At 43.6% G+C, this 26,999-nt stretch carries 27 protein-coding genes; 12 read left to right on the top strand and 15 right to left on the bottom strand.

The genetic code is table 11. The annotated features are described in order from the left end of the window. Window positions 1-2: 2 nt before the first annotated feature. The 3 genes from ABDW02_RS04325 to ABDW02_RS04315 form a co-directional block, all read right to left on the bottom strand. Window positions 3-2,981, bottom strand: coding sequence for a GH92 family glycosyl hydrolase (locus ABDW02_RS04325; RefSeq protein WP_343632463.1), 2,979 nt, complete (start codon window positions 2,979-2,981; stop codon window positions 3-5). Between the two features lie 3 nt (window positions 2,982-2,984). After that, window positions 2,985-3,932 carry an ROK family protein gene (locus tag ABDW02_RS04320; RefSeq protein WP_343632461.1) on the bottom strand — a complete coding sequence of 316 codons (948 nt, stop codon included), beginning with the start codon at window positions 3,930-3,932 and terminating at the stop codon, window positions 2,985-2,987. A gap of 62 nt (window positions 3,933-3,994) precedes the next feature. Continuing rightward, complete coding sequence (locus ABDW02_RS04315; protein WP_343632458.1) at window positions 3,995-4,654, bottom strand: HD domain-containing protein; 660 nt, start codon at window positions 4,652-4,654, stop codon at window positions 3,995-3,997. Window positions 4,655-4,717: 63 nt separating this feature from the next. Between ABDW02_RS04315 and ABDW02_RS04310 the strand changes: the two genes are divergently transcribed. From ABDW02_RS04310 to ABDW02_RS04290, 5 genes are all read left to right on the top strand, one after another. Continuing rightward, the gene (locus ABDW02_RS04310; RefSeq protein ID WP_343632456.1) at window positions 4,718-5,548 is read left to right on the top strand and encodes an outer membrane beta-barrel protein; all 831 of its coding nucleotides are present in this window, start codon (window positions 4,718-4,720) and stop codon (window positions 5,546-5,548) included. Window positions 5,549-5,715: 167 nt separating this feature from the next. Further along, window positions 5,716-6,300: a 30S ribosomal protein S16 gene (locus tag ABDW02_RS04305; RefSeq protein ID WP_343632454.1), complete on the top strand. Its 585-nt coding sequence runs from the start codon at window positions 5,716-5,718 to the stop codon at window positions 6,298-6,300. 18 nt (window positions 6,301-6,318) lie between these two features. Continuing rightward, window positions 6,319-6,849: a ribosome maturation factor RimM gene (rimM, locus tag ABDW02_RS04300; protein ID WP_343632452.1), complete on the top strand. Its 531-nt coding sequence runs from the start codon at window positions 6,319-6,321 to the stop codon at window positions 6,847-6,849. Beyond that, window positions 6,849-7,550 (top strand): methyltransferase, encoded by a 702-nt coding sequence (locus ABDW02_RS04295; protein WP_343632450.1) that lies wholly within the window; start codon window positions 6,849-6,851, stop codon window positions 7,548-7,550. Before rimM ends, ABDW02_RS04295 begins: the two co-directional genes overlap by 1 nt. Window positions 7,551-7,618: 68 nt before the next feature. Further along, window positions 7,619-8,602: a hypothetical protein gene (locus tag ABDW02_RS04290; RefSeq protein WP_343632448.1), complete on the top strand. Its 984-nt coding sequence runs from the start codon at window positions 7,619-7,621 to the stop codon at window positions 8,600-8,602. A gap of 115 nt (window positions 8,603-8,717) precedes the next feature. Here ABDW02_RS04290 and ABDW02_RS04285 read toward each other — a convergent pair whose 3' ends face one another. The 5 genes from ABDW02_RS04285 to ABDW02_RS04265 all read right to left on the bottom strand — a co-directional run bounded on the left by ABDW02_RS04285 (window position 8,718) and on the right by ABDW02_RS04265 (window position 13,218). Beyond that, the gene (locus ABDW02_RS04285; protein ID WP_343632446.1) at window positions 8,718-9,266 is read right to left on the bottom strand and encodes a thioredoxin family protein; all 549 of its coding nucleotides are present in this window, start codon (window positions 9,264-9,266) and stop codon (window positions 8,718-8,720) included. Window positions 9,267-9,436: 170 nt separating this feature from the next. Next, a complete protein-coding gene (locus tag ABDW02_RS04280; RefSeq protein ID WP_343632444.1) occupies window positions 9,437-10,687 on the bottom strand; it encodes a pitrilysin family protein in 1,251 nt (416 codons plus the stop codon). Window positions 10,688-10,690: 3 nt separating this feature from the next. After that, window positions 10,691-11,338: a pyridoxamine 5'-phosphate oxidase gene (gene pdxH / locus ABDW02_RS04275; RefSeq protein ID WP_343632442.1), complete on the bottom strand. Its 648-nt coding sequence runs from the start codon at window positions 11,336-11,338 to the stop codon at window positions 10,691-10,693. Between the two features lie 3 nt (window positions 11,339-11,341). Beyond that, a complete protein-coding gene (locus ABDW02_RS04270; RefSeq protein ID WP_343632439.1) occupies window positions 11,342-11,947 on the bottom strand; it encodes a DUF4494 domain-containing protein in 606 nt (201 codons plus the stop codon). A 188-nt stretch (window positions 11,948-12,135) separates the two neighbouring features. Continuing rightward, complete coding sequence (locus ABDW02_RS04265; RefSeq protein WP_343632437.1) at window positions 12,136-13,218, bottom strand: hypothetical protein; 1,083 nt, start codon at window positions 13,216-13,218, stop codon at window positions 12,136-12,138. Between the two features lie 181 nt (window positions 13,219-13,399). On the opposite strand from ABDW02_RS04265, the gene ABDW02_RS04260 reads away from it, so the two are divergent. The 5 genes from ABDW02_RS04260 to ABDW02_RS04240 all read left to right on the top strand — a co-directional run bounded on the left by ABDW02_RS04260 (window position 13,400) and on the right by ABDW02_RS04240 (window position 19,818). After that, the gene (locus tag ABDW02_RS04260) at window positions 13,400-14,872 is read left to right on the top strand and encodes a pitrilysin family protein (RefSeq protein ID WP_343632435.1); all 1,473 of its coding nucleotides are present in this window, start codon (window positions 13,400-13,402) and stop codon (window positions 14,870-14,872) included. A gap of 6 nt (window positions 14,873-14,878) precedes the next feature. After that, the gene (locus ABDW02_RS04255) at window positions 14,879-16,960 is read left to right on the top strand and encodes a pitrilysin family protein (RefSeq protein WP_343632433.1); all 2,082 of its coding nucleotides are present in this window, start codon (window positions 14,879-14,881) and stop codon (window positions 16,958-16,960) included. Window positions 16,961-17,064: 104 nt separating this feature from the next. Continuing rightward, the gene (locus tag ABDW02_RS04250; RefSeq protein WP_343632431.1) at window positions 17,065-18,579 is read left to right on the top strand and encodes a T9SS type A sorting domain-containing protein; all 1,515 of its coding nucleotides are present in this window, start codon (window positions 17,065-17,067) and stop codon (window positions 18,577-18,579) included. 36 nt (window positions 18,580-18,615) lie between these two features. Continuing rightward, window positions 18,616-19,185, top strand: a complete 570-nt coding sequence (locus ABDW02_RS04245; protein ID WP_343632429.1) for a Crp/Fnr family transcriptional regulator — start codon at window positions 18,616-18,618, stop codon at window positions 19,183-19,185. Between the two features lie 54 nt (window positions 19,186-19,239). Next, window positions 19,240-19,818, top strand: a complete 579-nt coding sequence (locus ABDW02_RS04240; protein WP_343632427.1) for an NAD(P)H-dependent oxidoreductase — start codon at window positions 19,240-19,242, stop codon at window positions 19,816-19,818. A 69-nt stretch (window positions 19,819-19,887) separates the two neighbouring features. Here the strand turns inward: ABDW02_RS04240 and ABDW02_RS04235 are convergent, their stop codons facing one another. Further along, entirely contained in the window at window positions 19,888-20,790 is a 903-nt protein-coding gene (locus tag ABDW02_RS04235) for a pyridoxal-phosphate dependent enzyme (RefSeq protein WP_343632425.1), read from the bottom strand. 20 nt (window positions 20,791-20,810) lie between these two features. Between ABDW02_RS04235 and ABDW02_RS04230 the strand changes: the two genes are divergently transcribed. After that, entirely contained in the window at window positions 20,811-20,996 is a 186-nt protein-coding gene (locus ABDW02_RS04230) for a DUF5522 domain-containing protein (RefSeq protein WP_294677044.1), read from the top strand. Window positions 20,997-21,077: 81 nt separating this feature from the next. Here the strand turns inward: ABDW02_RS04230 and ABDW02_RS04225 are convergent, their stop codons facing one another. From ABDW02_RS04225 to ABDW02_RS04215, 3 genes are read right to left on the bottom strand one after another with little or no spacing between them, the layout of a single operon-like run. Further along, on the bottom strand, window positions 21,078-21,461 hold the full coding sequence (locus tag ABDW02_RS04225; RefSeq protein WP_343632420.1) for a DUF3037 domain-containing protein: 384 nt from the start codon (window positions 21,459-21,461) through the stop codon (window positions 21,078-21,080). Further along, window positions 21,439-22,227 carry a HipA family kinase gene (locus ABDW02_RS04220; protein ID WP_343632418.1) on the bottom strand — a complete coding sequence of 263 codons (789 nt, stop codon included), beginning with the start codon at window positions 22,225-22,227 and terminating at the stop codon, window positions 21,439-21,441. Before ABDW02_RS04220 ends, ABDW02_RS04225 begins: the two co-directional genes overlap by 23 nt. Window positions 22,228-22,229: 2 nt before the next feature. After that, a complete protein-coding gene (locus tag ABDW02_RS04215; RefSeq protein ID WP_343632416.1) occupies window positions 22,230-22,781 on the bottom strand; it encodes a 1-acyl-sn-glycerol-3-phosphate acyltransferase in 552 nt (183 codons plus the stop codon). Between the two features lie 41 nt (window positions 22,782-22,822). On the opposite strand from ABDW02_RS04215, the gene ABDW02_RS04210 reads away from it, so the two are divergent. After that, on the top strand, window positions 22,823-24,172 hold the full coding sequence (locus ABDW02_RS04210; RefSeq protein WP_343632414.1) for a hypothetical protein: 1,350 nt from the start codon (window positions 22,823-22,825) through the stop codon (window positions 24,170-24,172). On the opposite strand, the gene ABDW02_RS04205 is transcribed toward ABDW02_RS04210, so the two are convergent. Genes ABDW02_RS04205 through ABDW02_RS04195 form a run of 3 tightly spaced genes read right to left on the bottom strand, consistent with a single transcriptional unit; the run spans window position 24,173 to window position 26,860 of the window. After that, the gene (locus tag ABDW02_RS04205; protein ID WP_343632412.1) at window positions 24,173-24,616 is read right to left on the bottom strand and encodes a DUF2141 domain-containing protein; all 444 of its coding nucleotides are present in this window, start codon (window positions 24,614-24,616) and stop codon (window positions 24,173-24,175) included. Between the two features lie 54 nt (window positions 24,617-24,670). After that, window positions 24,671-25,456, bottom strand: coding sequence for a helical backbone metal receptor (locus ABDW02_RS04200; RefSeq protein WP_343632409.1), 786 nt, complete (start codon window positions 25,454-25,456; stop codon window positions 24,671-24,673). A gap of 42 nt (window positions 25,457-25,498) precedes the next feature. After that, a complete protein-coding gene (locus ABDW02_RS04195) occupies window positions 25,499-26,860 on the bottom strand; it encodes a pyridoxal-phosphate dependent enzyme (RefSeq protein WP_343632407.1) in 1,362 nt (453 codons plus the stop codon). Between the last annotated feature and the right edge of the window lie 139 nt (window positions 26,861-26,999).

Genomic DNA, 26,999 nt, shown 5'->3' with positions numbered 1-26,999 from the left:
TGTTATTTCACAGTGATTTCATCCAGGAACAACCAGGTTTGGTTTCCTTTTCCTAAATGCCAGTCGGGACATGGCCCGTAATTTTCCACACTGAAACGAATAAACTTACAGGTTGTCGGGGCGATTTCTACGTTCACTGTTCCCAGTTTCAATTTATCACCTTCCTTCACCGTTGCCCCGGATTGTACTTTCCCCAATTTGCGGAAATTCACGCCATCCGTAGAAACTTCAATGCTTACACTTTTCGGAGGGAAAATCCAGGATTTCTGGTCCTGCAGGTACGAGAATTCGATCATGGAAATTTCCCTGGTTTCATTCAGTTCAATGGTTCCCTGCACGTTTTTCCCGAAAGTTCCCTGCCATTCCGTTCCGCGGTATTCTTCCGTTCCCCGCTGTCCGTCGACCAAAGCCTGTGTGCCACCACCTGAATATTGGTTCGCATACGGAGTTGTCACCGTAATCTTTTTATCCCGCACATATTTCGTAAACAAGCTCCGGATCACTTTACTTTCCGTTCCGTCTTCGCGCACTACTTTGGCATAAACCGTGGTGGTTTCTTTCAGTTGGATATTCTTTCCTCCCTGCTTGTAAAACGGCTGGAATTTCTCCCCGTCCAGGCTGTAGTATATTTTCCCTTTCTCAAAGAAAAGCACATCGATCCCCAGATCCATATCCGAATCGAACATGGTTTGGGTAGTGGTGAAAAACGGCACCGGAACAAATGCAGCAGGAATCTCGTGTCTCAGATCCAGTTCGTAATTCGCCACTTGCTTATTCGGTTTGTCACCCATCGTGATTTCCAATACGCCACCCTCTTTGATCATCTGGTGGGTAATGTATAATTTCTGGTAAGCCTTGCCGTTCCACTGAACAGCTTGTACGTATTTATTTTCCGCGGAGTTGTGAAGCACTTTGATCTCAAAAGGCATTTTTTCTCCCTGGATCGTTACGTGATCCATCAGCGGGCGACCGATCGTGTACGTAGGGCTTCCGGGCGAAACCGGGTAAAAGCCCATGGCACTCAATACGTACCACGCCGACATTTGTCCGCAATCCTCGTTTCCGGAAAGTCCATCCGGTGTATTGGTGTAAAATGTTTTCAGGATCGAATCGACAAAAAACTGTGTTTTATCCGGAGCTCCGCAGTAATTGTAGGTATACGCCATGTGGTGCGAAGGCTCGTTTCCGTGCGCATATTGCCCGATCAAACCGGTAATGTCCGCCTGCTCACGCCCCGACATGGAAGACGATCCCAGGAACAAAGTATCCAGGAAATGGATCATTCCTTCGTTTCCGCCGTGTATATCGATCAATGCCTGAATGTGATGCGGTGCAGCCAGGGAATATTGCCAGCCGTTTGCCTCCGTGAAGTGGTGATTGACTTCATTCGGTTTGAAGAACGGTAAGAAAATTCCGTCTTTACGAGGCTGGAAGAAACGCGTTTCGGGGTGAACCAGGTTCATCCAATTTGCCGAACGGATCTGGTATTTCTTCGCAATATCAGCTTTCCCCAATTTCTCTGCAAATTTGGAAATACACCAGTCATCATAAGCGTATTCCAGGGTTCTGGACACAGATTCAGCCAGTGAATTGGCAGAAATAAAGCCCGTTTCTTCGTATTGTTTCTTCCCGAATTGGTCTGCAGTACTCGAAGCTATCATCGCTTCCAGCAATCCTTCCGGGTTTTCCAGCGGAATTCCTTTCAAATACGCATCCGTAATCACCGATACCGAATGGTAACCGATCATGCAATCCGTTTCGTTATTGGACAAGGTCCAGACAGGAAGTAAACCGGTATTCTTGTACTGCTGGTAAAATGAACCTACAAAATCAGACACTTTTTCAGGCTGCACGATGGTATACAAAGGATTCGCCCCGCGATACGTATCCCACAAAGAGAAAACGGAATACAAAGCCTTGTCGGAAGTTTGCACCTGGTCGTTATAATCGCGGTATCTTCCGTCTACATCCGTCCAAAGTGAAGGATGAATAAAAGTGTGATAAAGTGCTGTGTAAAAGTTATTTAGTATCGTTTCATTTTTCGTTTCAACCTGGATTTTTCCCAGCTGTTGATCCCACGCTCCTGCTGCACGCAAACGCACAAAATCGAAGTCATGATCCATACTCAACAATTCCGATTTCAGATTGTTGCCGGCGCCGGTTTCATCCGTTCCGGAAATTCCAACCCAAACGGAGATTTCCTTGATTCCATCCGGGAATTCCAGTACGAACAAATAATTGCCGTCTTCCTTGTCTTCGATCCATTTGGTTTTGGTAAACGGAACGGAAGTTTCCAAACTAAACGCCAGGTGCTGGTGAGGCGCCCACGCTTCGGAAACACGTCTTCCTTCAACGGTTTTCGACGAGGTCTTTTTCGCAAAAACTTCCAGCACGCGATCACGGTAACCCAAATCGATGATGATGTAACGCTTTCCTTTCGGAGCGTTGAAGGTGTAACGGTGAACGGCACAATGAGCAGTAGCTGTCAAATCTGCTGTAATCCCGTTTTCCAGTTCCACATGATAATAGCCGGGAAGTGCTTTTTCTTTCGAATGTTTGAATGCCGAACCGAATCCACCGGCTTTTTTATAACCCGGAACCGTATTCAGTTTTCCCTGCTGCGGTACTAAAAGCACATCGGAATAATCCGGGATTCCCGTTCCGCTCAAATGCGTATGACTGAATCCGTAAATCACCGAATCCGAGTAGTGATAACCGCCACAGCCATCCCATCCTTCATAGCGTGTGTCGGGTCCAACCTGCACCATCCCGAACGGCAACACCGCTCCCGGGAATGTATGTCCGTGCCCGCCCGTTCCCACAAAAGGGTTTACATATTGCGACGGTTTGACCATCGGTTTACCGGCTGTTTTTTGAAAAACCTTATCTCTTGCAGCATCGGAATTGTTTTTCAACTCCTGAACCTGCGAAAAAACCGCAGAAGAACAAATCAGTGCAGTTGCCAGAATGGTATTTTTCATGTTTTACTTTTTAATTGCTTTCCAGAACATGGAAGCAGCAGTACCCAATACGGCCGCATTCATATCGTGAAGTGCAGAATTTCGAATTTCAATATGTCCCTGGTAGATCTTCAGCAGGTTTTCTTCCATGTGTTTTTTTACTTTTTCGGAGAAATAAGCACCGCTTTGCGCCAGGCCACCAAAAAGGATGTACGCTTTCGGGTTTGAAAAGGCCGCGAAATCCGCCAGGGCAACCCCCAGCATTTCCGCCGTATAATCGACGATCTCTATGGCAAACTGATCTCCCGCAGCAGCAGCCTGGAAAACTTCTTTTGCCGTGATCTTAGCCAATCCGTTCAGTGTTGAACCGGCTTTATGTACACTATCCAATTCCTCCACACTCCTCACGACTCCTGTGCTTGAAACATAGGTTTCCAGGCAGCCATTTCTTCCGCATCCGCAGGAACGTCCGTTATGTACCACACGAATATGCCCGTATTCACCCGCAAATCCCTGTGACCCGACAATCAATTCACCGTTGATAAAAACTCCTGATCCGAGCCCGGTTCCAAGTGTAATCAGTACAAAATCATTCAGGTCTTTCGCGTTTCCGAACAAGTGCTCGCCGATAGCAGCAGCGTTTGCATCATTGGCCAATAAAGTGGGCCGGTGAAACCGCTGTTCGAACAGTTCCGCAATCGGGATCACTCCTTTCCATCTCAGGTTCGGAGCAAATTCAATATTCCCGGTAAATACATTTCCATTCGGAGCACCGACACCCAATCCCAACAGATTATCCATGAACCCATTGTTTTTAATGTCTCCGTATATCTTTTCCACTAAATCTTCGGGAGTCGGATAATCAGTTGTCATAACGGATTCTTCAAATAACACCTCTCCATGTCGATTCACCAACCCATATGCAGTATTGGTTCCACCGATGTCTATGCCTAACGCAACATGTTCAATCATGCTGTAAAAATGGGATTTTTTTTCGAGAATTAACTTTTAGTAAATTGTTTTAGCCCGGCGCTTCATGATAATTTAACGTTCCATTCTTTCAAAAAATCGGCCACAAAACCGGCCATGATCCGGTGCCGCTCCTCTCCTATTTTTTGAGCCGTTTTGGTGCGTAGCCTGTCTTTTATCAATAAGAGTTTCTCATAAAAATGATTCAATGTATGGGACTTATCGGAAGAATAAGCTTCAAAATCCGTGTGGAGCGACGGCGCCAAATCGGGTTCGTAGAAAGAGCGGTTATTTTTTCCGCCGTAATGAAATGCCCGTGCAATCCCGATCGCCCCTATTGCATCCAGCCGGTCGGCATCTCTCACGATATCCAGTTCCAGGCTTTCCACTTCGTCTTCTACTCCAGAGCCTTTGAACGAAACCTTATCTACGATTGCGCATACTTTTTCGATCAAGAACTCATCGGCATCCAATGCTGTCAGGATTTCCCGCGACACTCTTCCGCAATCGTTCTTGATCCCGCCGTTCAATTTGTGATCTGAAATGTCGTGCAGCAAAGCGGCCAGGCGAACCACCATCAAATCGCCACCTTCCTGATTTTGAATATATTCAGCAAGTTTCAGCACCCGTTCAATGTGATACCAATCGTGATCAGCGCTTTCCCTCCTGAATTTCTCTTCCACTACCGATTTAACTTCCTCAAACAAATTCGTGTGATTTTTCATGTTATTATGCTTGCCTAATTAATTAAAACATTCTAAATTGCAAAAAAATCTAAAATCTCTCTTATGAAAAAATTAATTCTACCTGTATTGGCAGTAATGGCTATGGGCACTGCATCCGCACAATTTAACCTTGGCATTTCTGCAGGTTACGGTTTAGGATCACCGGGGCATGTGATGGGAACAAGCACAACTGCCAGCGGAAGCTCTTACAGCGAAAAGAACATTTACGGAACATTGGGAAGCGGTGTGCAAGCGAATATTATTCCGGGATACATGTTCGGAGAACATTTTGGAATTGAATTAGGCCTGAACGGATTCTTCGGAGCCAAAACAACAATCGACGAGGCTACATTACCAACGGGTGATTACCAACACACGCAATCTTCCAACCAATTCCGTATCACACCAGCTTTCATCGTAAAATCAGGAGGTGAGAAATTATCGGTTTATGCGCGTACAGGATTAATTTTCCCGTTGATGGGATCGGTTAAATCCGAGATCATTGACAATACAAACCCGGCCGCTCAAACGCTGATACAATTGAAAACTTCCGGGAAAGTGAGTTTGGGATACACCGGAGCTGTCGGATTGAACGTACATTTCGGTAAAAAATTCGGATTCTTCGCTGAAGTCGGAGCAAACAGCTTACGTGTGAAATCGAAAGAAACAACGATGAAAATGTATAACGTAAACGGAACAGACCAATTGGGTAATATTCCTACCTACAGTAAAGAAACCAAGTATGTTGACGAATTGACAAATACTTCCAACAACGCGGGAACAAACCCAACGGGAACAAATGTGGGCGTTGCAAAAGAAGATTTGAGACAAGTTGCAAACTTCAGTAACTTCTTCTTACAGGTTGGTGTTAAATTTACTTTTACAAAAGACTAATCGGAATTCTTAAAGAATATTATTGGTTGAAGGGGAACGGTAGAAATATCGTTCCCTTTTTTATTTGCAGATTCTGAAGCTTTTACTATCTTTGCACCCTGTTTATTCGCTAAACAGAAGTTAATATTCATTTTAAACGAGGTTTCGTACCTCAAACAATTAACATTATGGCAACACGTATTCGTTTGCAAAGACACGGTAAAAAAGGGAAAGCAATTTTCCACGTAGTAGTAGCTGATTCCCGCGCTAAGCGTGATGGTAAGTTCATCGAGAAATTGGGAGTTTACAACCCGAACACGAACCCGGCTACAATCGACATCAACTTCGAATCAACTTTAAAATGGGTTGGTACAGGTGCTGAAATGTCTGATACTGCACGTGCAATCCTTTCTTACAAAGGGGTATTGTACAAAAACCACCTGTTGAAAGGTGTAACAAAAGGAGCTTTAACTGCTGAGCAGGTAGAAACTAAGTTTGCTGCTTGGGAAGCTGAAAAAGCTGCTAAAATCCAGGGTAAAATTGAAGGTCTTGGAAAAGATGCTGTAGCTGATAAAGCTGCACGTTTGAAAGCGGAAGCTGAAGCTAACGAGGCTAAAGCAAAAGCTATTGAAGCTAAAAACACGCCGGCTGTTGAAGAAGTAGAGGCTCCTGCTGAGGAAACTGAAGCTACAACAGAAGAGGCTGCTGCTGAAGAAACAACTGAAGCTCCTGCAGAGGATGCTCCGGCTGCTGAAGGAGAAGCTGAGGCTTAATTCATTTAAAGTTGATCCATGCAACATTCTGATTGCTTTCAACTTGGTTATATTGCGAAACTTCACGGATACAAAGGTGAAGTTTCGCTTTTTTTGGATGTAACCAATCCGGAAGATTACAAAACACTTGACGCATTTTTTATTGATATCAACGGGCAATTGACCCCGTTCTTTGTTCAGTCGTTCCAATTGAAGAACAAAGGATTTGCTTCCGTAAAACTGGAAGGTGTTGATTCGGAAAACGATGCGAAAGTCATTCTTAGAAAAAGCTGTTATCTTCCCTTGTCCATTCTCCCTGAACTGGACGATAAACACTTCTACGATCACGAGATTATCGGATTCAAACTGATTGACACCCGTTATGGTGAAGCCGGAATTATCGAAGAAGTCGTAGATAATAGTGTAAACCCGCTGATCGTGGTCATGAACGGCGAAAAAGAAATCCTGATCCCTTTTGTGGAGGGACTGATCCAACAAGTTGACCGCCAATCCAAAACATTACACGTCACTTCTCCGGAAGGCCTGATTGAAATGTACATGGGCGAATAATGAGTGTTTTTAAATTCAAACACTTTCAAATTTCCCAGGAACATGCTGCGCTGAAAGTCGGCACAGACTCAATGATCCTCGGTTCATTATGTCATTGGGGAAATCCCGCACGTTTACTCGATATCGGAACCGGAACCGGTGTTCTTTCACTCATGTGTGCCCAGCGGTTTGCTTTCCGGGAAATTACCGGGCTGGAAATTTCCGAGCAGGCAGTACTTGACGCCCGCACAAATGCACAGAACAATCCGTTCCCGTCTCCCATTTCGATCGTTCATCAACCCATCCAGGAATACCAGGCTGCGGAACTGTTCGATGCGATTATCAGCAATCCGCCCTTTTTTGAGAACAGTCAGAAAAACCCGGATGTACACAAATCACTCGCACGTCATACGGAAAGCCTTTCTTTTACGGAATTGATCGCGGCTATTTCACGCTTGCTGACTCCAAACGGGAAAGCCTGGATCATTGTTCCGTTTGAAAGCACCTGGAACATTGTTCAACTGGCAAAAGAGCATCAATTGTATGCTTTGGAACTGATCACCCTTTTCGGTAAACCGGAAAAGCCCACCCGGATGATCCTTTCTTTGGGAAAACAGGAACAGAAAATAAAAACTTCTTCTTTATGCATCCGGACGGAAAGCGGAGCATACACGGAAGCGTATAAAACGCTTACAAGGGAATTTCACGACCGGATTTTATAATCAAAAATCATTCTTCTTATAAGAATAATCATAATAGTATTAACTTAACCAATTATTAATAAGCCACTATGCGCATTAGCTCTATAAATGATTTGACAGCTTTAGCATCAGAACGCGAAGGAACATGCTTAAGTACCGAATTCACTGATCAGATGTCAGACCATTCCTGGCGTTGTAAAAAAGGACATACTTTTGATCTAAGTCCATATTTCGTCTCAAAAGGTGCCTGGTGTCCGCAATGCAATAAAAGAAAAACTCCGGAACAACATTTGGAATGGCTTCGTAATTATGCAGCCGAAAGAGGAGGAAAATGTCTTTCCAATGAGTTTATAGATCGAAAAACCAATGTAACATTTGAATGCGGGCAGGGACATCGCTGGGAATTACTTCCTACAACCATATTTTACGATCAAACCTGGTGTAAAAAATGTTCAGGCTTAGCCCCTCTTAACCTGGAGGATTTGAAAAATTGGGCTTTAGAAAGAGGCGGAAAATGTTTGACTTCCGAATTTCTCGGAAGAGAAACCAAACACCTTTGGGAATGTGCCTCCGGTCACCAATTCGAGCATTCGCCAAGAATGGTACAACGTGGAAGTTGGTGCGTAAAATGTATGAAGCAAATTGAACAGCAAGAAGCATTGGAACTCATGAAAAAATGGGCACAGGAACGTGATGGAAAACTTCTTTCTAAAATTTATATCAATACAGAAATCCCTTTAGAATGGGAATGCAAAAATAAACACCAATTCAAAAAGAGCCGAGATCAAATTAAACAACTTACAAGTTCAGATTGGTGCCCTGAATGCAATACTAAAAAACGCAATGCTAAAAGAGAACTAAAAAGATTGGAAGAAATCAATCAATTCGCTGCTCAAAAAGGAGGGAAATGCCTTTCTAAAACGTATCAGAATTTATCCACGATGCTACGATTCGAATGTTCAAAAGGACATGTTTGGGAAACAAAATCTCATCACGTTATTTATTCCCATTCCTGGTGTCCTGAATGTAATATGGAACGTTTAAGAAGAGGGAAATCTACTACAAACTCTTAAAAAACAGATGATTTGCAAAAGCGGGATTTTTTCGAATTGAAATAATCCCGTTTCAAACAAAAAAACCTGCTGGAACACTGAAGTCCTGCAGGTTTTATTTATTTCTTCTAAAAGCTTAAATCAAGGCAATGATTTCTTCCTGGATCTCTACTCCCTGATGTTCGTTGTACCAGTTTTGCAAGCGGATTTTCACTTCTTCAAATGGCGCTTTACTGTCGTGCATTTCTTTGTACAGCAATTGACATTCCGCAGGTCTTGGACCCCAGGTTGCCAAATCCTCTCCTTGTTCGTTTTTGATAATCACTTTCGGAATTGCTTTTCCGCCGTTTGTCAGGTAATCATTGATGCGGAAAGGTTCTGAATCACGTAATTCGTAATCTACATGGATCAATGGGTTCAATTCCGCCATCATCTGAATGAACGGAACAATGTGTGAAGCATCGCCACACCAGGGTTCGGTAATGACAACCCATTCTTGTTTTTCGTTGATTGATTCGATCTTCTCTTTTACGTGAGGCAGAATTTCTCCTTTTTTCAGCCAACGGTTCATCCGCGACCAGTTCAGCTTGGTGTAATTAAGATAGTCTTCTTTATCGTAAGGAGCTTGCCGGTTGGAAGCGTTTAGGATTTGTTCGAATTGTTCGAGGTAAGTTTGAAAGTCCATGTCTGTAAATTTGAGGATTCAAAGTTAATTTCAATTCAGGGGAAGTTAATCTAAAAAATGATAAATTAATTCCTGGCTTTAACAAATAGGGTTTCAAGAATAAAGAAATCTTCATTGCAATATCGCAATGTTGCAAATTCGAGAATTCGAGAAGTTGAAAAGTTGTCGTATTAATTTCCTGAGTCAGGTTTTACATCGTAGATCAATTCAGAGATAGTTTCTTCCTTGAAATAAGTCCGGGCAATTTCCTGCAATTCTTCACTCGTCAGCTTATCAATACTCGCATACATCTCCTGGATGGTATCAATCTGGTTGAACAGCAACAGGGATTTTCCCAAACCTTGCATCAAGCCCAAATTCGAGTCCAGGGACAAAGCAATGTGACCTTTCAATTGCTCTTTTGCCTGCAGCAATTGCTTCGCAGTAAGCGGAACTTCCCGGAGCTTCTTCAACTCAGCATAAATGATCTTCATCGTTTTTGCCAGGTATTTCTGGTCCGTTCCGAAATAGATCGACCAATAACCCAAATCCAGATAAGGGGAATATTGCGCTTCGATGTTATAGGTGTATCCGTACTTCTCACGAACGGATAGAATAAGGCGGGAATTCATAGCCGGGCCACCGAGTACATTTGTCAGTAAAGTCATTCCCCTGCGGTGTTCGCTGTTGTATCCCGGAGCAATTCCACCGATGATGGCATGCGCCTGGTAATTCCCCTCTTCTACCCGCTTTTTAACAGGAATATAATTCTCAAAAGTTCTGGGAATTGCCTTCGCTTTCCCCGATGGCATGGAATGAAAGTGCTTTTCCAGGCATTTCACCAGCGTATTCAAAGGAATATCCCCGACAAAGGAAATAACCGTGTTTTCAGTAAAAAAGAACTTATCAACGTATTGTTTCAGCGATTCCCTTCCGAAAGACTGCACCGATTCGGGTGTTCCCAGGATGTTATTTCCCAGCGGATGGTTCGGGAAAATCAATGCTTCGTAATCGTCGAAAATCTTGTCGCTCGGATTGTCCAGGTAAGAATTCAATTCATCCAGCACAATTTCCTTTTCCTTTTGGATTTCTTTCTCCGGGAAATTACTGTTGATCGCAATATCCGAAAGCAATTCGGCTGCGCGATTCAAGTGCGTTTTAACAAAAGAAGCATACAAACAGATTTCTTCTTTCGTGGTATAGGCATTCAATTCTCCACCAACCGAATCCAGGCGGGAGAGAATGTGAAAGGCTTTGCGTTTTTCCGTTCCTTTGAAAATACTGTGCTCTAAGAAGTGAGCCAGCCCGACCTCGTGATCTTCTTCAAACCTGGAACCGGCAAGCACGGTAACTCCCAAATGAGCAACCGGTGAACCCGCATGCAGGTAAACCAATCTAAGCCCGTTTGAAAGCGTATAAATATGAGGTAATAGTTCTATCATTCATTAAGGATTCTTGCGATGAAGTTCCCAAGAATTATCCGGTTTCAGATTAAAAACAATGCGGTCGTGCAAACGCGAAGGGCGTCCCTGCCAGAATTCCACGTTGATCGGACGAATCAGGTAACCTCCCCAATGTTCCGGCCTTGGAACATAATCCGGGAACTTTTCAGCGTATTCGGCTACTCTTTTTTCCAGTTCATCCCTGGAATCCAGCACTTCACTTTGGTGGGATGCCCAGGCTCCGAGCTTACTTCCCCTTGGACGTGATTCAAAATAAGCATCGCTCATTTCAGCCGGAACTTTTTCAGCGAAACCGGTAATACTGATCTGGCGCTCCAACTCCGGCCAATACAACAAGGCATTTACCTGCGGATTGGCTTCGATCGCTTTTCCTTTATCACTGGAATAGTTGGTATAAAAAACAATTCCTTCTTCGAGCAATTCTTTCCAATACACCACGCGGGCTCTCGGAAATCCGTCCAGTCCCAGGGTCGAAACTGTCATCGCATTGGGTTCTGTTGCGGGTTTCTCAATTGCTTCTCTCAGCCATTTGGCCAATAAAGTAAAAGGTTCATCACCAAAATGATCTTCCAGTTTCCCTTTGTCAAATTGATGATGATCGTTTCGAATTACATCGAGGAAATCGTCCATTTTTTATTCTTCTTCTTCTCCGAATTGGTCGTCAATAACAGAATCTTCGTCATCTTCGAACTCGTCAACATCCGATCCCGGTGCTGAAAATACCGTTTTCGTTCCCATAGCGTGCTCAGCAACTTCTGCTTTCACCTGCTTTTCAAAATCTACCGCAACACGGTCTTCCGATTCATCTCCGAAAGGGAATACATCAACGATCGGTGAAATGGTAATGGAAGGAATGACATAATCGATCATCATTCCGCCCAAACTTTCTTTCAAACGTTCGTAGGCATCTTTTACCGAATGAGCCGTTACGATGAAGTTCTGAGAAACTTTTTTCGCTTTCGCTCCTTCTTCACCACCGTCACCTCCGGCTTCATATGTGATTTTGCATTTGTACCAGACATCTGCGTCTTCGTAGTGGAAAATATCGTGGAAATCCGTGCGTGTAATTCCCGTTACAACGAACTCACCGCGGATCAGGCTTCCCAATTCTTCGTAAATGCGGGCTTCCGCATCTGTGAAAGTCATTGCAGCTACCAGATACGGCTCTGAAACACGCTTGAAAGTACCGTCTTCCAACTGTTTTGTATATTTAACCTTTACGGTAAACCAACTATTCATTTATCAATTTTTTAAGAATAACAAAGATAAGACTAATTGAAAATGTAAAATGTAAAATTGAAAAAGTAATACGTTAAAAAAGAGAAAGTATCATTGACAAATTACATGGAGCTATCTGAAAGCGCCAATTCTTTTCAATTGTTCATTTTCAATTTCTTTGATCCGACATTCGCAATTTGCAATTGGAATTAGTCGCGGTAGATCTGTCCGTTGTACAAAACAATCACCGCGCGGTTCTTCATTTGTACCATCACACCATGACCGTTGATGATGAAATCCGTATCGTTGATCGAAGTCACTTCCTTGTATACACCCGCTACGGAAGCTCCTACTCCGCCCATAAGGGTCCTGAAAGCCACCACATCGTTTTTCATCTGCCATTCTTTCACTACGAAATTGGCCAGGTTTTTCTTTTCTCCTTTGTAATATTGGTAAGTTGTATTTGCATCGCCCCAAACAACCAAATCATCTTTGGCATCCCAGAACTGGGCAAAAGAACTCAAAGTTTCATACTTGCCTTTTCCGTAGAACTTCAGGTTTCCCTGCAAATCTTCGTAAGCCAGGAATCCTCTTCCGGCTTTTACTTTCGGTGCTCTGAATTCTTCCACATCCAAAAACTCACCGTCCTGGAAAACTGCAAATGTGCGTGTCTGCGGATCGTTGAAGCCCAGGATATCTGTTCCTGCGAAAAATTCAAAGTCCGTTCCATTGTATGTACCGATGTCGTAAATCTGTCCGCGGTAAAACACTTTGAAAATATCCCCGTTGTCCTTGAACACAACCAGGTTATCGCCCTGTACGACCGGTGCAGGAAGGTCTGTGGTACTTTGCATCAATGTGGAAATTTTCCCCTGGTAAACCACATTCAATGAATTGTAGCGCGTATCCTGGAAAGTAATCAATGAATCCGTCACCCAATAATCGCCGCCGAAAGAAGTCATATTGTGTGGTTTTCCGTTCTCGTAGTAAAACAGCAATTGCCCGATATTCCAGGCTGCCAGGTGATCTGAGATTTTAAAAGTAGCCGGCTGATTGGTCATAACCCTGGAAAATGTTCCGTCGTAGATCTTGAAATCCCGCTGGTTGTTGTAATAAGCGATCACTTCGTCTCCGTAGGCAATTCCCGTTACAGCCTGGTGATCAACCTGGTTGAAATAGCCGTCCTTGAAAGAGTGAAAAAAATTGTTGTAGTCCATATAGGCGAAAACAGTCTGTTTCTGTGCAAAAAGACCGGATGTAAGCAGCAAAAAGCCAAAAGTCAAAAATTTCATAGTCCCGAATATAACAAAAACCATGCTAACTAATTGTTAAGCTCAGTAAGGCCGAAAATTTTTTTGGCCTTACTGAAAGCAGATAAAAACCGTTCGTCCAGTTTTCTGTCCGAAATTCACCTAATTAGTTGTAAAGCAATTTTTGTTGTTATTTTCGTGCAAACAAGTCGAAAAATTCAACATGAAAAAAAGTCTTTTTACAGCATTGTTGCTTTCGTCTTCGATCACCGGATTCTCCCAGGAGAAGGTAAAGTACATCGAATACGACCTGGCAAACGGAATGCATGTCATTTTACATGAGGAACATGCTACTCCGATAGTAGCTGTTTCAGTTATGTACCACGTAGGTTCTAAAAACGAAAATCCTTCCAGAACAGGATTTGCCCACTTCTTCGAACACTTATTATTTGAAGGTTCTACCAACATCAAACGCGGAGAATACTCCGAATTGGTGGAGAAAAACGGTGGAGCACTGAATGCAAATACCAGCCAGGACAGAACCTATTACTACGAAATCCTTCCTTCCAACCAATTGGAATTGGGATTATGGCTGGAAAGCGAGCGTTTGTTGCATGCAAAAGTGGATCAAACTGGTGTTGAAACACAGCGCGAAGTTGTGAAAGAAGAAAAAAGACAGCGTGTAGACAATCAGCCTTACGCTACTTTCATGGAAAACCTGTTCAAAATGGCTTACAAAAACCATCCTTACCGTTGGGTACCGATCGGAAGTATGGAAGATCTGAATGCTGCACAGGAAATCGATTACGTGAATTTCTACCACACATTCTACGTTCCTTCCAATGCGATTCTTTCCATTGCGGGAGATATCAATGTGGAGCAAACGAAAAAATGGATCGACAAATACTTTGCTTCTGTTCCGAAAGGACAGGCAATTAACCTGTTCCGTGATTTCGAGAACCTGGGTGAAGGCGAATTCAAAACAAAATACGGAGTGGAGAAATTATCTTTCGACCCGAAAAACTTCAATAACCCGACGGATGCGAAAGCAAAAGAATTGTTGAAGAAATACACGGCAATGGCCTGTGAGATTCCAAAACCAAATCCTGCTTTCGAACCTATTTCCGGGATTCAGAGAGAAACGGTTTACGACAATATCCAATTGCCTGCAGTATTCATGGGATACAAGTTCCCGAAAGAAACAGACAAGGATTTCGCTGCCATTGAAATGCTGAACGCTGTTTTGTCAGGAAGTAACTCTTCCCGCATGAATAAAGACATCGTGGAGAAAAAACAACAGGCGGTTGCTGCTTTCTCCTTCGCTTTCAACATGGAAGATCCGGGATTGGGGATCGTTGCTGCAATTGCTGCTAACGGAACAAAAGTGGAAGACCTGGAAAAATCATTGGACGAAGAGATCAAATCGATCCAGGACAACCTGATTTCCGAAGAAGAATTCCAGGCTGTTCGCAACCAGTTCGAGAACCAGATCGTAAGCTCCAACTCCACAGTAGCTGGTATTGCTGAGAATTTGGCTCAAAACAAAATGTATTTCGGAAGTACGGAACTGATCAATAAGCAAATGGAAATCTACATGAGCATTACCCGTGAAGATATTCAGCGCGTTGCTAAAAAATATCTGACTCAGGACAACCGAATCATTCTTTATTATTTACCCAAAGAACAAAAACAGTAACGAATCATGAAAAAGTTAATTACACTGGTTGCTTTAACAGCATTTACAGGGGTTTACGGACAACAAATTGATCGTTCTGTAAGACCGGCTGCAGCTGCGGCACCAACTATTAATATCAAGAACTCAGAAGTTTTCAAATTGAGCAACGGAATTACCGTAATCCTTTCTGAGAACCATAAATTACCGCGTGTTTCTTTCTCGCTTACCATGGGAGCTTCGCCAATGATCGAAGGTTCGAAAGCAGGAACCAACAACATGATGGGGCAATTGCTGACTTCCGGAACCACCAAACGTTCAAAAGACGTATTAGATAAGGAAGTGGATAACATGGGAGCTGACCTGAGTGCAGACGGCCATTCCGTTTATTTCTCTTGTTTGACCAAACATATGGAAACAGGATTGGACATCATGCAGGATGTAACCATGAACGCCGCTTTCCCGCAAAGTGAGTTCGACCGTATCAAAAAACAAAACGAATCCGGGTTGTTGTCTGCGAAATCAGACCCAAACACCATGGCTTCCAATGCAGAATCAAAGATCGATTTCCCGAATCACCCGCTTGGTGAAGTGATGGATGAAGCTTCTCTGGCTGCAATCACTCTGGACGATGTAAAAAACAATTACAAGCAGGTATTTACTCCGAACGGGGCATACCTGGTAATCGTAGGTGATATCAACAAAGAAAACGCACTAAAAATGGCCGAAAAGTATTTCGGAGCATGGAAAGGCGGACAAGCGTATAAAGAAGATTTCGGAACAGGATTGAAAGCGAAAGGAAACCGCGTGATTTTCGTAAACAAACCGGGAGCGGTACAATCGGTGATCTCTATCACTTTCCCGATCGAAATGAAACCGGGAGCTTCTGACCAGATCGCTTTGAATGTGATGAACAGCATTTTGGGCGGTGGTTCTTTCGGAGCGCGCATCATGCAAAACCTGCGTGAGGACAAAGCTTATACTTACGGTGCTTATACTTCTTTCGAAGTAACAAGAGACGGAAGCTGGTTCGGAACATCCGGAAGTTTCAGAAACGAAGTAACGGATTCTGCCATCACGGAATTGTTGGCTGAGATTACAAAAATCAGCGACAGCTATGTGACTGATGATGAATTAAACTTAGCGAAGTCAGCAATGGCGGGAAGCTTTGCACGTTCATTGGAAAGACCTCAGACTATTGCACGTTTCGCATTGAGTATCATTCGCGATAACCTGCCGGCAGATTACTACCAGACTTATTTGAAGCGTTTGGATGCGATCACTAAAGACGACGTACTGACAGTTGCCCAGAAATACTTCAAAAACGGGTTCAACATCGTAGTTGTCGGAAACGAAGATATCTTGCCGAAGTTGAAAGCATTTGACAGCGACGGTGTGATCGAAAAACTGGATCCGTTCGGAAATCCGGTGAAGGAAATGAAGAAGTCCGACATCACTGCCGACCAATTGATCGAGCGTTACATCAATACCGTAACGAAAACAGCTTCTGCAAAGGATTTGGAAAAGAAAATGAAGAAAGTAAAGTCGGTAGTTAAGAAAATCGAACTTTCTTCTCCTCAGATTCCGGTAGTGATCACCATGACGGATGCTTTTGTTGCTCCGAACAAGGAAGCAATGAAAATCGAAGCACAGGGAATGGTTTTCCAAAGCTCTTATTACGATGGAACAAAAGGTTCTGAAATGAGCATGCAAACCGGAAAAGAAGCCATGTCTGCGGAAGAAATCGCTGCGAAAAAGAAAGGCGAAGGTTTATTCCCTGAAGCAACTTACAAGACTTCCGGAATGAAATACGAGATCAAAGGAATCGAGACCATTGCCGGAAAAGATTACTACGTGTTGATGACAAACGACGGTCAGAAAGAGTCTTACGATTACTTCGATGCAGCAACCAACCTGAAATTCAAAACAGTTTCCATCACCAAACAAGGTGAAGAAACAGTGGAAGCAACAACGATGTACGATGATTACAAAGATGTGAACGGATTCCTTTTTGCGCACAAATTAACCCAGGTAATGGGCGAAATGACGCTTTCAGGTGCTGTAAAATCTATCGAATTCAACGGAACGGTTGACAAGGCATTGTTTGAGTAATATTTAACTAAAATAGAAAAAGTAGGGGCGGAAAATTTTCCGCCCCTACTTTTTTGACAACCTTTCATTTTTTCAATGGTATTGAGTAGACACAAACGTTCATTATGAAATTATTTTCTACTCTTTTCATCTCCATCGCAGGAGTTTCAGCATTTGCCCAACCGGTTCATTTAAATCCCATTTTCGGGAATAACGGAATTGCCATCACTCCGAATACGACGGAAATAAACCGTATTGCTACGGATGCCGGCGGAACGATTTTCAGTGCAGGATATAGCATGGAACCAGGATCTTCGGGCATTTATCACCTGACAGTGACCAAACATTCGCACAACGGCATCCTGCTTTCCAATTTCGGCACGAATGGAATGGTCAAAACCACCATCGATTATTCCGAATTTCCATTGGATATCCGGTTACAAAACGACGGAAAAATCCTAGTAGCAGGTTCCTCTTATTTAGGTCCGACTCCAAGCGGCCCGGGCGATTACAACTCTTTTGTTGTCCGCTATACCACCACCGGAAGTTTAGACAATACTTTCGGGAACAATGGTATTTTCAAACTTTCCCATCCGAACAGTCACATTGCAAAAATGATCGTACCGGGCAATGGTTCCGTTTTATTGGCGGGAAACAGCTACGGCACAGGAGTTGTGAGCAAGATCAACTCCAGCGGAGTACTCGACCCGAATTTCGGGAATAGCGGTTCGAAATTCTTGTCAGATGCCAATTTCACGTTTATTCTCTGGGATGCCATTTTACTTTCCGACAATACCATTCTTTGCGTGGGTTACGACATCACTGATCAAAACAATATGAAAGTGGCGTATTGCAAACTGGACCTGAACGGCAATTTTGTTACTAGTTTCGGAACAAACGGAAAGGTCATTGCAGATCTGTATCCGTTTAGCGGAAGTCCTGAAGTGGACGAGTTTCTGCAAAAAGCCGTTGAACTTCCGAATGGCCAGATCGTGATGGGCGGACAAGCCATGGGAGCTATCCTGGCAAAAATAAACCCGGATGGAACGTTCGACACGGGTTTCGGTACCAACGGAGTCGTGACACATTCCTATCCTTATGTCGATTTCGCTGTTCAACCCGACGGGAAATTCCTCATCGGCGGAACGCAGGAAGTCAGTTTATACAACGCCGGTTTTTCCATCACACGCCTGAACAGCAATGGCAGCACAGACAACAGTTTTAACGGAACAGGAACATTTACGGTAGATGTGTCACCGGATCACGATTATCTGCAAACAATCGAACTAAAAACGAACGGACACATTATCGTCGGAGGATCGTCCCGCTACTCGAACAATGAAGCCAATTTCATGCTTGCTGATATTGACATCAGTCAGAGTTTAGGACTTTCGGAAGAAAACTCCTCCGGAATAGTTCTTTACCCGAATCCTTTTTCGGACAAATTGACTCTTTCCATTGAAAACGAATCCGTAACATCCGTTCGATTGGTAGATGCCGCTGGAAGGTTCATCGAAGCATATCCCGTAAACAAACTTACAGTCCTGTCATTGAATTCTCTGGCCTCGGGAGCATACCAACTCATTTTCACAGACAACAACGGGAAAGAAATCCATGTGCAAAAACTGATCAAAGAATAACATGCAATTCGCACCTGCAATTCGTAATTTTAACGCATGCAATTGCAATCATTTTTAGCACATTTCAATCTTTTCACAGCAGCTGAAATTGAAGATGCCGTGAGCTTATTTTCAAAACGTCCTGTGAAAAAGGGAAGCTACTTCGTGCACGAAGGAGAAAAATGTTCGGAAGTCGCTTTTATTGAAAAAGGCGTCTTCCGTTCTTTTTATGTCACTCCGAGCGGCAACGAAATGACTTATTGCTTTCGCTTTCCGGGTGATATGATGGCTGCCTATTCCGCATTCATTACCGGAAAAGGAAGCGTGGAATACATCCAGGCACTTTCGGATGCGGAACTGTTGATTATTCCCAAAGATCAAATCGACGGATTACTTGCTAAAAATCCGGCCTGGATCCATTTTCTGAAGATAATGGCCGAGCAGCAATACCTGGAACTGGAAGGCCGCGTATTTCAATTGCAACGCGATTCGGCACATGAACGCTACCAAAACCTCATCGAAGAACAACCGGAATATATCCGGCAGATTTCCGTGCAACACCTGGCTTCCTACCTGGGAATTACACAACGACATTTAAGCCGGATCCGGAAAGCAGTGGTTTTGTGACAAATGTCCTTTTTTTGAGTTTCGCTTGCTTGTAGCTTTGCTTAAAAAACAAGTATGAGCCAAAAAATTTTAATCATAAACGGACATCCGAATACCCATTCTTTCAATTTCGGAATTGCAGAAGCTTACCGGAAAGGAGCTTTGAGTTCGGGAGCAGAAGTGAAAGAAATCGTCATCGCCGACCTGGATTTTAATCCGAACCTGCAATTCGGTTATCAGAAACGCACGGAACTGGAACCGGACCTGCTGGAAGCGTGGGAGAAAATTCAATGGGCGGAACACTTGGTTTGGATCCACCCTGTGTGGTGGGGCGGACTTCCTGCCATTACCAAAGGATTCATTGATCGGTTGTTCCTACCGGGTTTTGCTTTTCAATACCGGGAGAATTCTCCGTTCTGGGATAAACTTTTAAAGGGAAAAACAGCCCATATTATCACCACGTTGGATCAGCCTGCACTATTTTATCGGTTAGTATTCCGAAGACCAAGTGTGAACCAGTTAAAACGTTCTGTCCTGAAATTTTGCGGAATCAAACCGGTCAAAGTGAGTTACATCGGGATTATCCGGAACTCGAAGCCTGAAATGCGGGAAAAGTGGCTTCAAAAAACAGAAAATTGGGGAAGACGTCAGTGACTTCGACTCCGCTCAGCCACCTTCGTCACATAAGTTACAATTTTTCAGGGTGGCTGAGCGGAGTCGAAGTCACCCATTTTGCAGCCCGCCCGTATGCAGGAAAACAACCGTTTGCAGTGTTTGGAAATCCTGTGCTTTCAGCCATTCCATCAGTGCATGAAACGCTTTTCCCGTATAAATCTTATCCAGCGGCAGACCGTATTCTTTCCGGCACATCTCCATAAAATCAAGCAGTTCCGGGGTCCATTTTCCATAACCTCCGAAATGTGCTTCCGGATGCACCACTACCCGGTCCATGTATTCGTTCATTGTTTCTTCGTCGAGCAGTACCGGATAAAGCTGTTTTCGCATTTCAGCAATTGCATCAAATCCTTTCAATGCAGGAACTACGTGCAATTTTGTTTTTTCATCCGATCCCAGCAGCAAACCACAACTGGTTGTCGTTGTCCCTTGCGCTACAAACAAATGGTCGGTTTCAGCCGGAAGCTCTTTCCCTATTTCCTGGCAGCCCACGATTCCGTAATAATTGGAACCGCCTTCCGGAACGAGTAAAAAATGAGGATGTGCTTCTTTCCAGCCTTCCTGGCAACTTTTCTCGTTGCGTTCGTCGTAAGATTCCCGCGAAACAAAGAGTAATTCCATTCCCAGGGCCGCACAGCGCTTCAGGTTTTCATTGCTATCGGCAGTCAGTTCTTCTCCCCGTACGACACCTATAGACTGCAATCCCGCCAACTGACAAGCCGCAGCCACCGCCAGTAAATGATTCGAATAAGCACCGCCAAAAGTCAGAATCCCATCTTTTTTCTGATACATGGCCAATTCCAGGTTATACTTCAGTTTTCGCCACTTGTTCCCCGATACTTCCGGATGGATCAGATCATCACGCTTTACAAGCAGGCGCACGTTCCTGAATTGCTGAGGGTCCAGTTTGATTTCCTGTAAAATGGAAAGGGATGTATCGAAGAGCTCCATGAAATGCGTAATTTTGTGTTATGAATGATGATTTTCGTCCGCTCCCCAAAAATAATGGTTTAGATCCGGAAGACTTTTATTATACCCCGGAAGGTTACATTGTTTTTACGGAAAAGTACCATTTGAAACGTGGCCATTGCTGCAAAAGCGGCTGCAGGCATTGCCCTTACGGGTATGATAAGAAAACGGATTCTTTTCGGAAATAATTGAGCAAACTATCAATTCCTTAATGATCAATTATCAAGATAAATCCTCTTCTTGATAATTATTCTATTGATCATTGATCATTAATCTACGTATTCCAAAAACAACCGCTCCACCTCTCTCTCCAGATCAGTCGTTTTTCCCGGATGCGGGCGCGATGTCTGGATAATCGAACTTCTCACAGCTGTCAGCCAGCGAAAACGTTCCGGCAATTCTTCGCAGGCAATCGGCCCACCGGCTTTCGAACCGGCACTGATCAGCTCAAAAGCCTGCAGGTTTGCTTTGATCTGGTCCAGATCCATTTCGCATTTAAACAGCTTCAACCGTTCTTCGGGAAGTACAATCTTTGTCCGGATGAACTTTTGTTTTTTCGAGAACAAAATGATGCCCACGTTGATGAATTCTTCGCGCTCTACCTGCGGTACCAGGCGAATTACAGCATATTCATATAAGAACATTTCGGGCATTTTTAGCTTCGTTTACAAAATTCACGGAGTTCTTCAGGCGGATGCTTAAGAACTTCTTATACACTTGCTTGATTTCTTCCGGTGTGGCGTCGAGGTCTTCCCAGATCAGCCAGGATTCCGGAAGTGCGTCAACCAAGGCATGCAACTTTTCCTCATTCAGCCTGGTATGTGCGAATGCGTCCGCTTCGTCCATTTTGGAAGCTTGTGGCAGCAATACATGGTCTTTCACATACAGGAAGTTACTTTGGGCGGTTTTCTCCCAATTTTCCCAGGTATGGTGAAAATAAAAAGAGGCTCCGTGATCGATCAGCCACAACTCTTTCTTCCAGATCAGCATATTGGTATTGCGGAAAGTACGGTCGATGTTCGTAATAAAAGCATCCAGCCAAACAATGCGTGAAGCTGTTTCTTCGTCGACTTTTGTCACTACCGGGTCAAAGGTGATTGCTCCAGTCAGGAAATGAAGCCCCAAATTCAGTCCGTGGCTGGCACGCAGTAAATCCTGGATTTCCTCATCCGCTTCCGAACGACCGAAATCTTCGTCCAGGTTTACAAAAACCAGCTCCGGAACTTTGAATCCGAGCATGCGGGCAATTTCACCGCCCAAAAACTCGGAAATCAATGCTTTTACACCATGTCCGGCTCCCCGGAATTTCAACACGTACTTGAAATCGTCATCGGCATCTACCAATGCAGGAAGCGACCCTCCTTCTCTCAGCGGAGAAATATAGCGGGTTACGTTTACCGTTCTTAAAAATTCTGACATGCTCAGTCCTGTTTTCGAATACCGTTTTCGGGAACTTTCCCCGTGTATTCCGATAAAATATTCTTGATGTACTTGATATCTGCATCCACATCTCCTGTTGGAATAAACAGGGAATGGAAACCTCCGATTTTGCGTTTGTAATCGATGTAAGCAATGTAGATCGGAACACCGGCGTTCTGTGCGATGTAATAAAACCCTTTTTTCCAGTGAGGCTGATAGCTTCTTGTTCCTTCCGGGGTAAATACCAAAAAGCATTTTTCGTTGTTTTTGAAGATATTCACCGCCTGCTCCGTGATGTTGTTGTTTTTCTTCCGGTCGACCGGAATTCCTCCCATCGCCTTCAGGATCGGGCCCAGCGGAAAGAAGAACAAATCCTTTTTGATCAAAAATTTCGCATTCACTTTGTAGTGCGCAAAGGCCATCTTACCTATCACAAAATCCCAGTTGGAAGTATGCGGTCCAACAACTACAACGGCCTTGTTAATACCATCCGGACTATGACTATCTATTTTCCAACCGAATAGCTTAAGTATCCAGAAAAAGAATTTTCCCATGAAACAAAGTTACAATTTCAATAAAAAATTACCTTTATGCCATGCAAATAAAAAAACGCTTTTATGCTGCCTTCCTTGTAGTGCTGCTTACAGCCTCCAGTTTACTGATTTTTATTTGCCTGAACATTCTTTCCAATCACCAGGACAATCCGCTTGTTCCTATCCCGGATGATGCCGGTTGGGTGCTGAGACTGGATGCCGAATCTTTTGTAAAGACCGAAGTTTACAATACGCTGTTTACGGAAAAGGACGATGCTTTCATTACAAAAGTGCGCGAACTGATCAACAGGAATTTAAACAGTGATTCCGATAAAAAATCGCTGCGTATTGATCCACAGGAAGACATTGTGCTTTACAGCATCGAACGGGATCACAAAACCTATTTATTGATTGCCGTACAAACACGTGATGCCGAAGCATTCAACAATAACATTCCTGCTTACTGCAAAGCCAACCAGGCCGGAAAAGCTTTGGGTCATTGCGGAGTATTTATCCAGCAGATCAAGGGAAAGAAAGACCGCGCAGCACTGGAAAAAGTACTTGCAGACATTCTGAATCAACCGTTCCGGGAACTTGAAAAAGCAGCTTCTGAAAAGAATGAATTCATTGCATTGAATGTCAAAAAACTCCCTGCCAAAAGCGGTTTTTCCTCGATGAATTTATCGATTCAGCACCAGGATAAATCGATCAACCTGGAAGGTGAAATTACCTATCCGAAAAACCTGCATGCCAATCTGAAGTTCGGCCTGAAATCGGAAGGTGTATACATCTACTCCCGGTTTATCCCTGAAGCATTGCCGGATACGCTATTGAATTTCTTACCGGAAGGACTTCCGCATTTCAAGGATATTGAAGCTTATGCGGTAGATTTCAAAGGAACTTACCTGGAAGATCCGAAAGACAGTCTTCCGAGCATCATCGGTTTTTTACCGACTCCCGTCATGGACCTGATCATCCAGTCGAAACACGCCTGTAAGGTTGAAGACCTGTGGCAGGCATTTCCGGAATCGGTGCGCAGGCCAAACCTGACGCTAAACTTCGGGAATACGATTTTTCATTTGAAGCAGCTTTCTGCAACGACTTATTTCATCGGTGTGAATCCGGATGCTGTGATTCCTTATTCCGGAAATGATGTGTTCTTCATCAAAGGTCATTTGGAAAAATCCACCAAGATTTACGGGAGTACTTTTGTGACTGCGTTTATCGAGAATATGGGGCCGGTTAAAGCGTTCAATGATTTCCTGAAAAGCTCAGAATCTATCGACATTGAGATCAAACCTAAAAAAGGTAATCTGTATAAGATTAAAGGCAAGATCAATTTCAAGAAAGACAAGCACCCGCTTCACGAAATGACCAAGATGATAAGCGGAATGCCGTTTTTCGAGCAGTAATTACACGTAACGCAGTTTTGCCGTCATCGATTTATCGTCCTTTAAGGTAAACTTGAATTGGTCAAATTTGGGTTTGCTCCAGCCACTGTGATAATAATCAGCGAATCCGAATCCTTCATCAGGCATGAACATGGTGTAATCCATTTCCTTGTTCTTGTTTTCATCATCCAGCAGAGCTATTCCATACTCTCCTTCTTCAATTCCGGTAAAAGTGCAGGTAAGCGTATTGTTTTTCATCTCACCCTTATCCACAATCTTTACTTTCCAAGCCAATCCTTTGTTGTAATTTTCTGCATTGCGGAAGATTTGAAGCTGCATATTTCCTTTGCTATTCCGGATATTGGTCACTTTAATGGTAATTGTATGGTATGACGGTGCTTTGAACGAAACAGAAACCAAAGACACTAGGGCAAAGAAAATGAAGGTAAAGAATGATCTTTTCATGGTAAGTAAAAATAGATATGCAAGCATAAATTTAATACTTCCTTCTCAATCTTTTCAGGCTTCGATCTGATTTAACAAATTCGCAAAATAAGCAGGAGCTTCAATTAGTCTGGAACCGTACCAGGAAAAATATTCTCCGTCGACAAGAACGACTTTGCTTTCCGGAAATTGATTTTGCAGTTCCGCAATGTGTTTTTCTTTAAACGGATAAGGTTCCGAACTCAGGAAAATAAGATCCGGATTCAAACCGGTCATTTCCACTTCCGGGTAGCGTTCCGTTTGCATCGCATTTTGAAAGCCCAAAGTCGTCAGCATCGCATCGATGAACGTATTCGGACCGGCTGCAATGTAAGGATTCTTCCAAATGAGGTACAACACGCTTTTTCCGCTGCTTTTATGCTTTTCCAGGCGGGAAAAATTCATGCGGATCGTCGAAATAATTTCTTCCGCTTTTTCAGTGGTACCGGTGATCTCTCCTACTCTCCCGATCATTTCCAATGCATCTTCCAGATTGAAAATATCGCTCATCCAGGTCGGAAGGATTTCTTCCAGTGCTTCGATATCCGCCTGGTTGTTTTCTTCCTTGTTCCCGATCACCAAATCCGGATTCAACGAACGTACCAGGTCAATCTTCACATTCTTGGTTCCGCCGATCAGCTGCACTTCTTTTTTCAGCCCTTTGGGATGCACACAAAACTTCGTGATTCCAACCAGCTTTTCGCGCAGGCCCAAATCCACCAATAATTCCGTTTGGGAAGGAACCAATGAAATAATACGCGAAACGGTGGAAGTAATCTCCACCGTTCGCTGCATTTGATCTGTATAGTTCTTTTTACTCATTCTTTCACAGTGTGAGTTTGAGAGTGAGAATCGAGGACTTGCTTAAGCAAGAGAAGCAATCACGTCCTGACGAGTAAGAATTTTCTTATCTCCGTTTGCACGCTCAACAATCACAGCAGGCGTCTGCTCATTGATCAGTTTCGCCACATCTTCCAGTTTAGCTGTCCCTGCAACAACCGGGAAAGGCTTCTGCATGATCTTCGAAATCGGTGTGTCTCTCAACGCCGGATTATCAACCAGCAACTGGTAAACCTGGGAATCGTTCAATGAACCTACTAATTCCCCGTCTCTCAATACAGGAATCTGAGAAATGTTGTACTTACGCATTTTCATGATCGCATGTGAAACCAATTCTTCCGAATACAGTGTTACCAACGGTAAATCCGCGTGGCGCGCGATCACATCTTCTGCCGTTTTGAATTCTTCTTCCAGGAATCCACGTTCACGCATCCAGTCGTCGTTGAAGATTTTACCTACATAACGGCTTCCGTGGTCGTGGAATAAAACTACTACCACATCATCTTCCGTTAGCTGGTCTTGCAACTGCAACAATCCACCGATAGCTGCTCCTGCCGAGTTTCCAACGAAAATTCCTTCCTCACGAGCCAGGCGGCGCGTATAAATTGCTGCATCTTTATCGGTTACTTTTTCGAATAAATCGATCACATCGAAATCCACGTTTGCCGGAAGAATGTCCTCCCCGATTCCTTCGGTGATATACGGATAGATCTCGTTTTCGTCAAAAATCCCTGTTTCCTTGTATTTCTTGAAAACAGAACCGTACGTATCAATTCCCCAAATCTTGATGTTCGGGTTTTTCTCTTTCAGATATTTTCCAACTCCGGAAATCGTTCCTCCTGTTCCTACTCCAACGATGAAGTGCGTTACTTTTCCATCGGTCTGTTCCCAGATCTCAGGACCTGTTTGCTCGTAATGAGCCACACGGTTCGATAAGTTATCGTATTGGTTTACGTACCAGGAATTCGGGATTTCTTTTGCCAGTCTTTTGGAAACGGAATAATAGGAACGCGGGTCTGAAGGCTCAACAGCAGTAGGACAAACCACTACTTCAGCTCCAACAGCACGCAAAATATCCATTTTCTCTTTGGACTGTTTGTCATTCAATACACAAATCAGCTTATAACCTTTTACGATAGCAGCCAGGGCCAGTCCCATTCCTGTATTCCCGGAAGTTCCTTCGATGATGGTTCCTCCCGGTTTCAACAATCCGTTTTTCTCGGCGTCCTCGATCATTTTTACCGCCATGCGGTCTTTCACGGAGTTGCCAGGGTTGGTTGTTTCAACTTTCGCTAAAACGGTTGCTTTACAGTTTTTGGTCAGCTTGTTCAATCTCACCAAAGGCGTATTCCCGATGGTTTCCAATATGTTGTTATAAACTTTCATTTATCGAATTTTACACAAAGATAGAAGACTAATCTTAATTCAAATGTAAAATGCAAAAGAGAGCGGGAAGAAAGGTTAAATTTTAAAAGCCACACAGGTATAAAAGTTAAAATTATAATCCTTCAAAATCCGGCACAGT

Origin of the sequence: Fluviicola sp., assembly GCF_039596395.1 — a bacterium.
In the GTDB taxonomy this organism is placed as follows: domain Bacteria; phylum Bacteroidota; class Bacteroidia; order Flavobacteriales_D; family Crocinitomicaceae; genus Fluviicola.
Note: the sequence above shows the minus strand (reverse complement) of the source record. Positions and strands in the feature narration are given on the sequence as shown.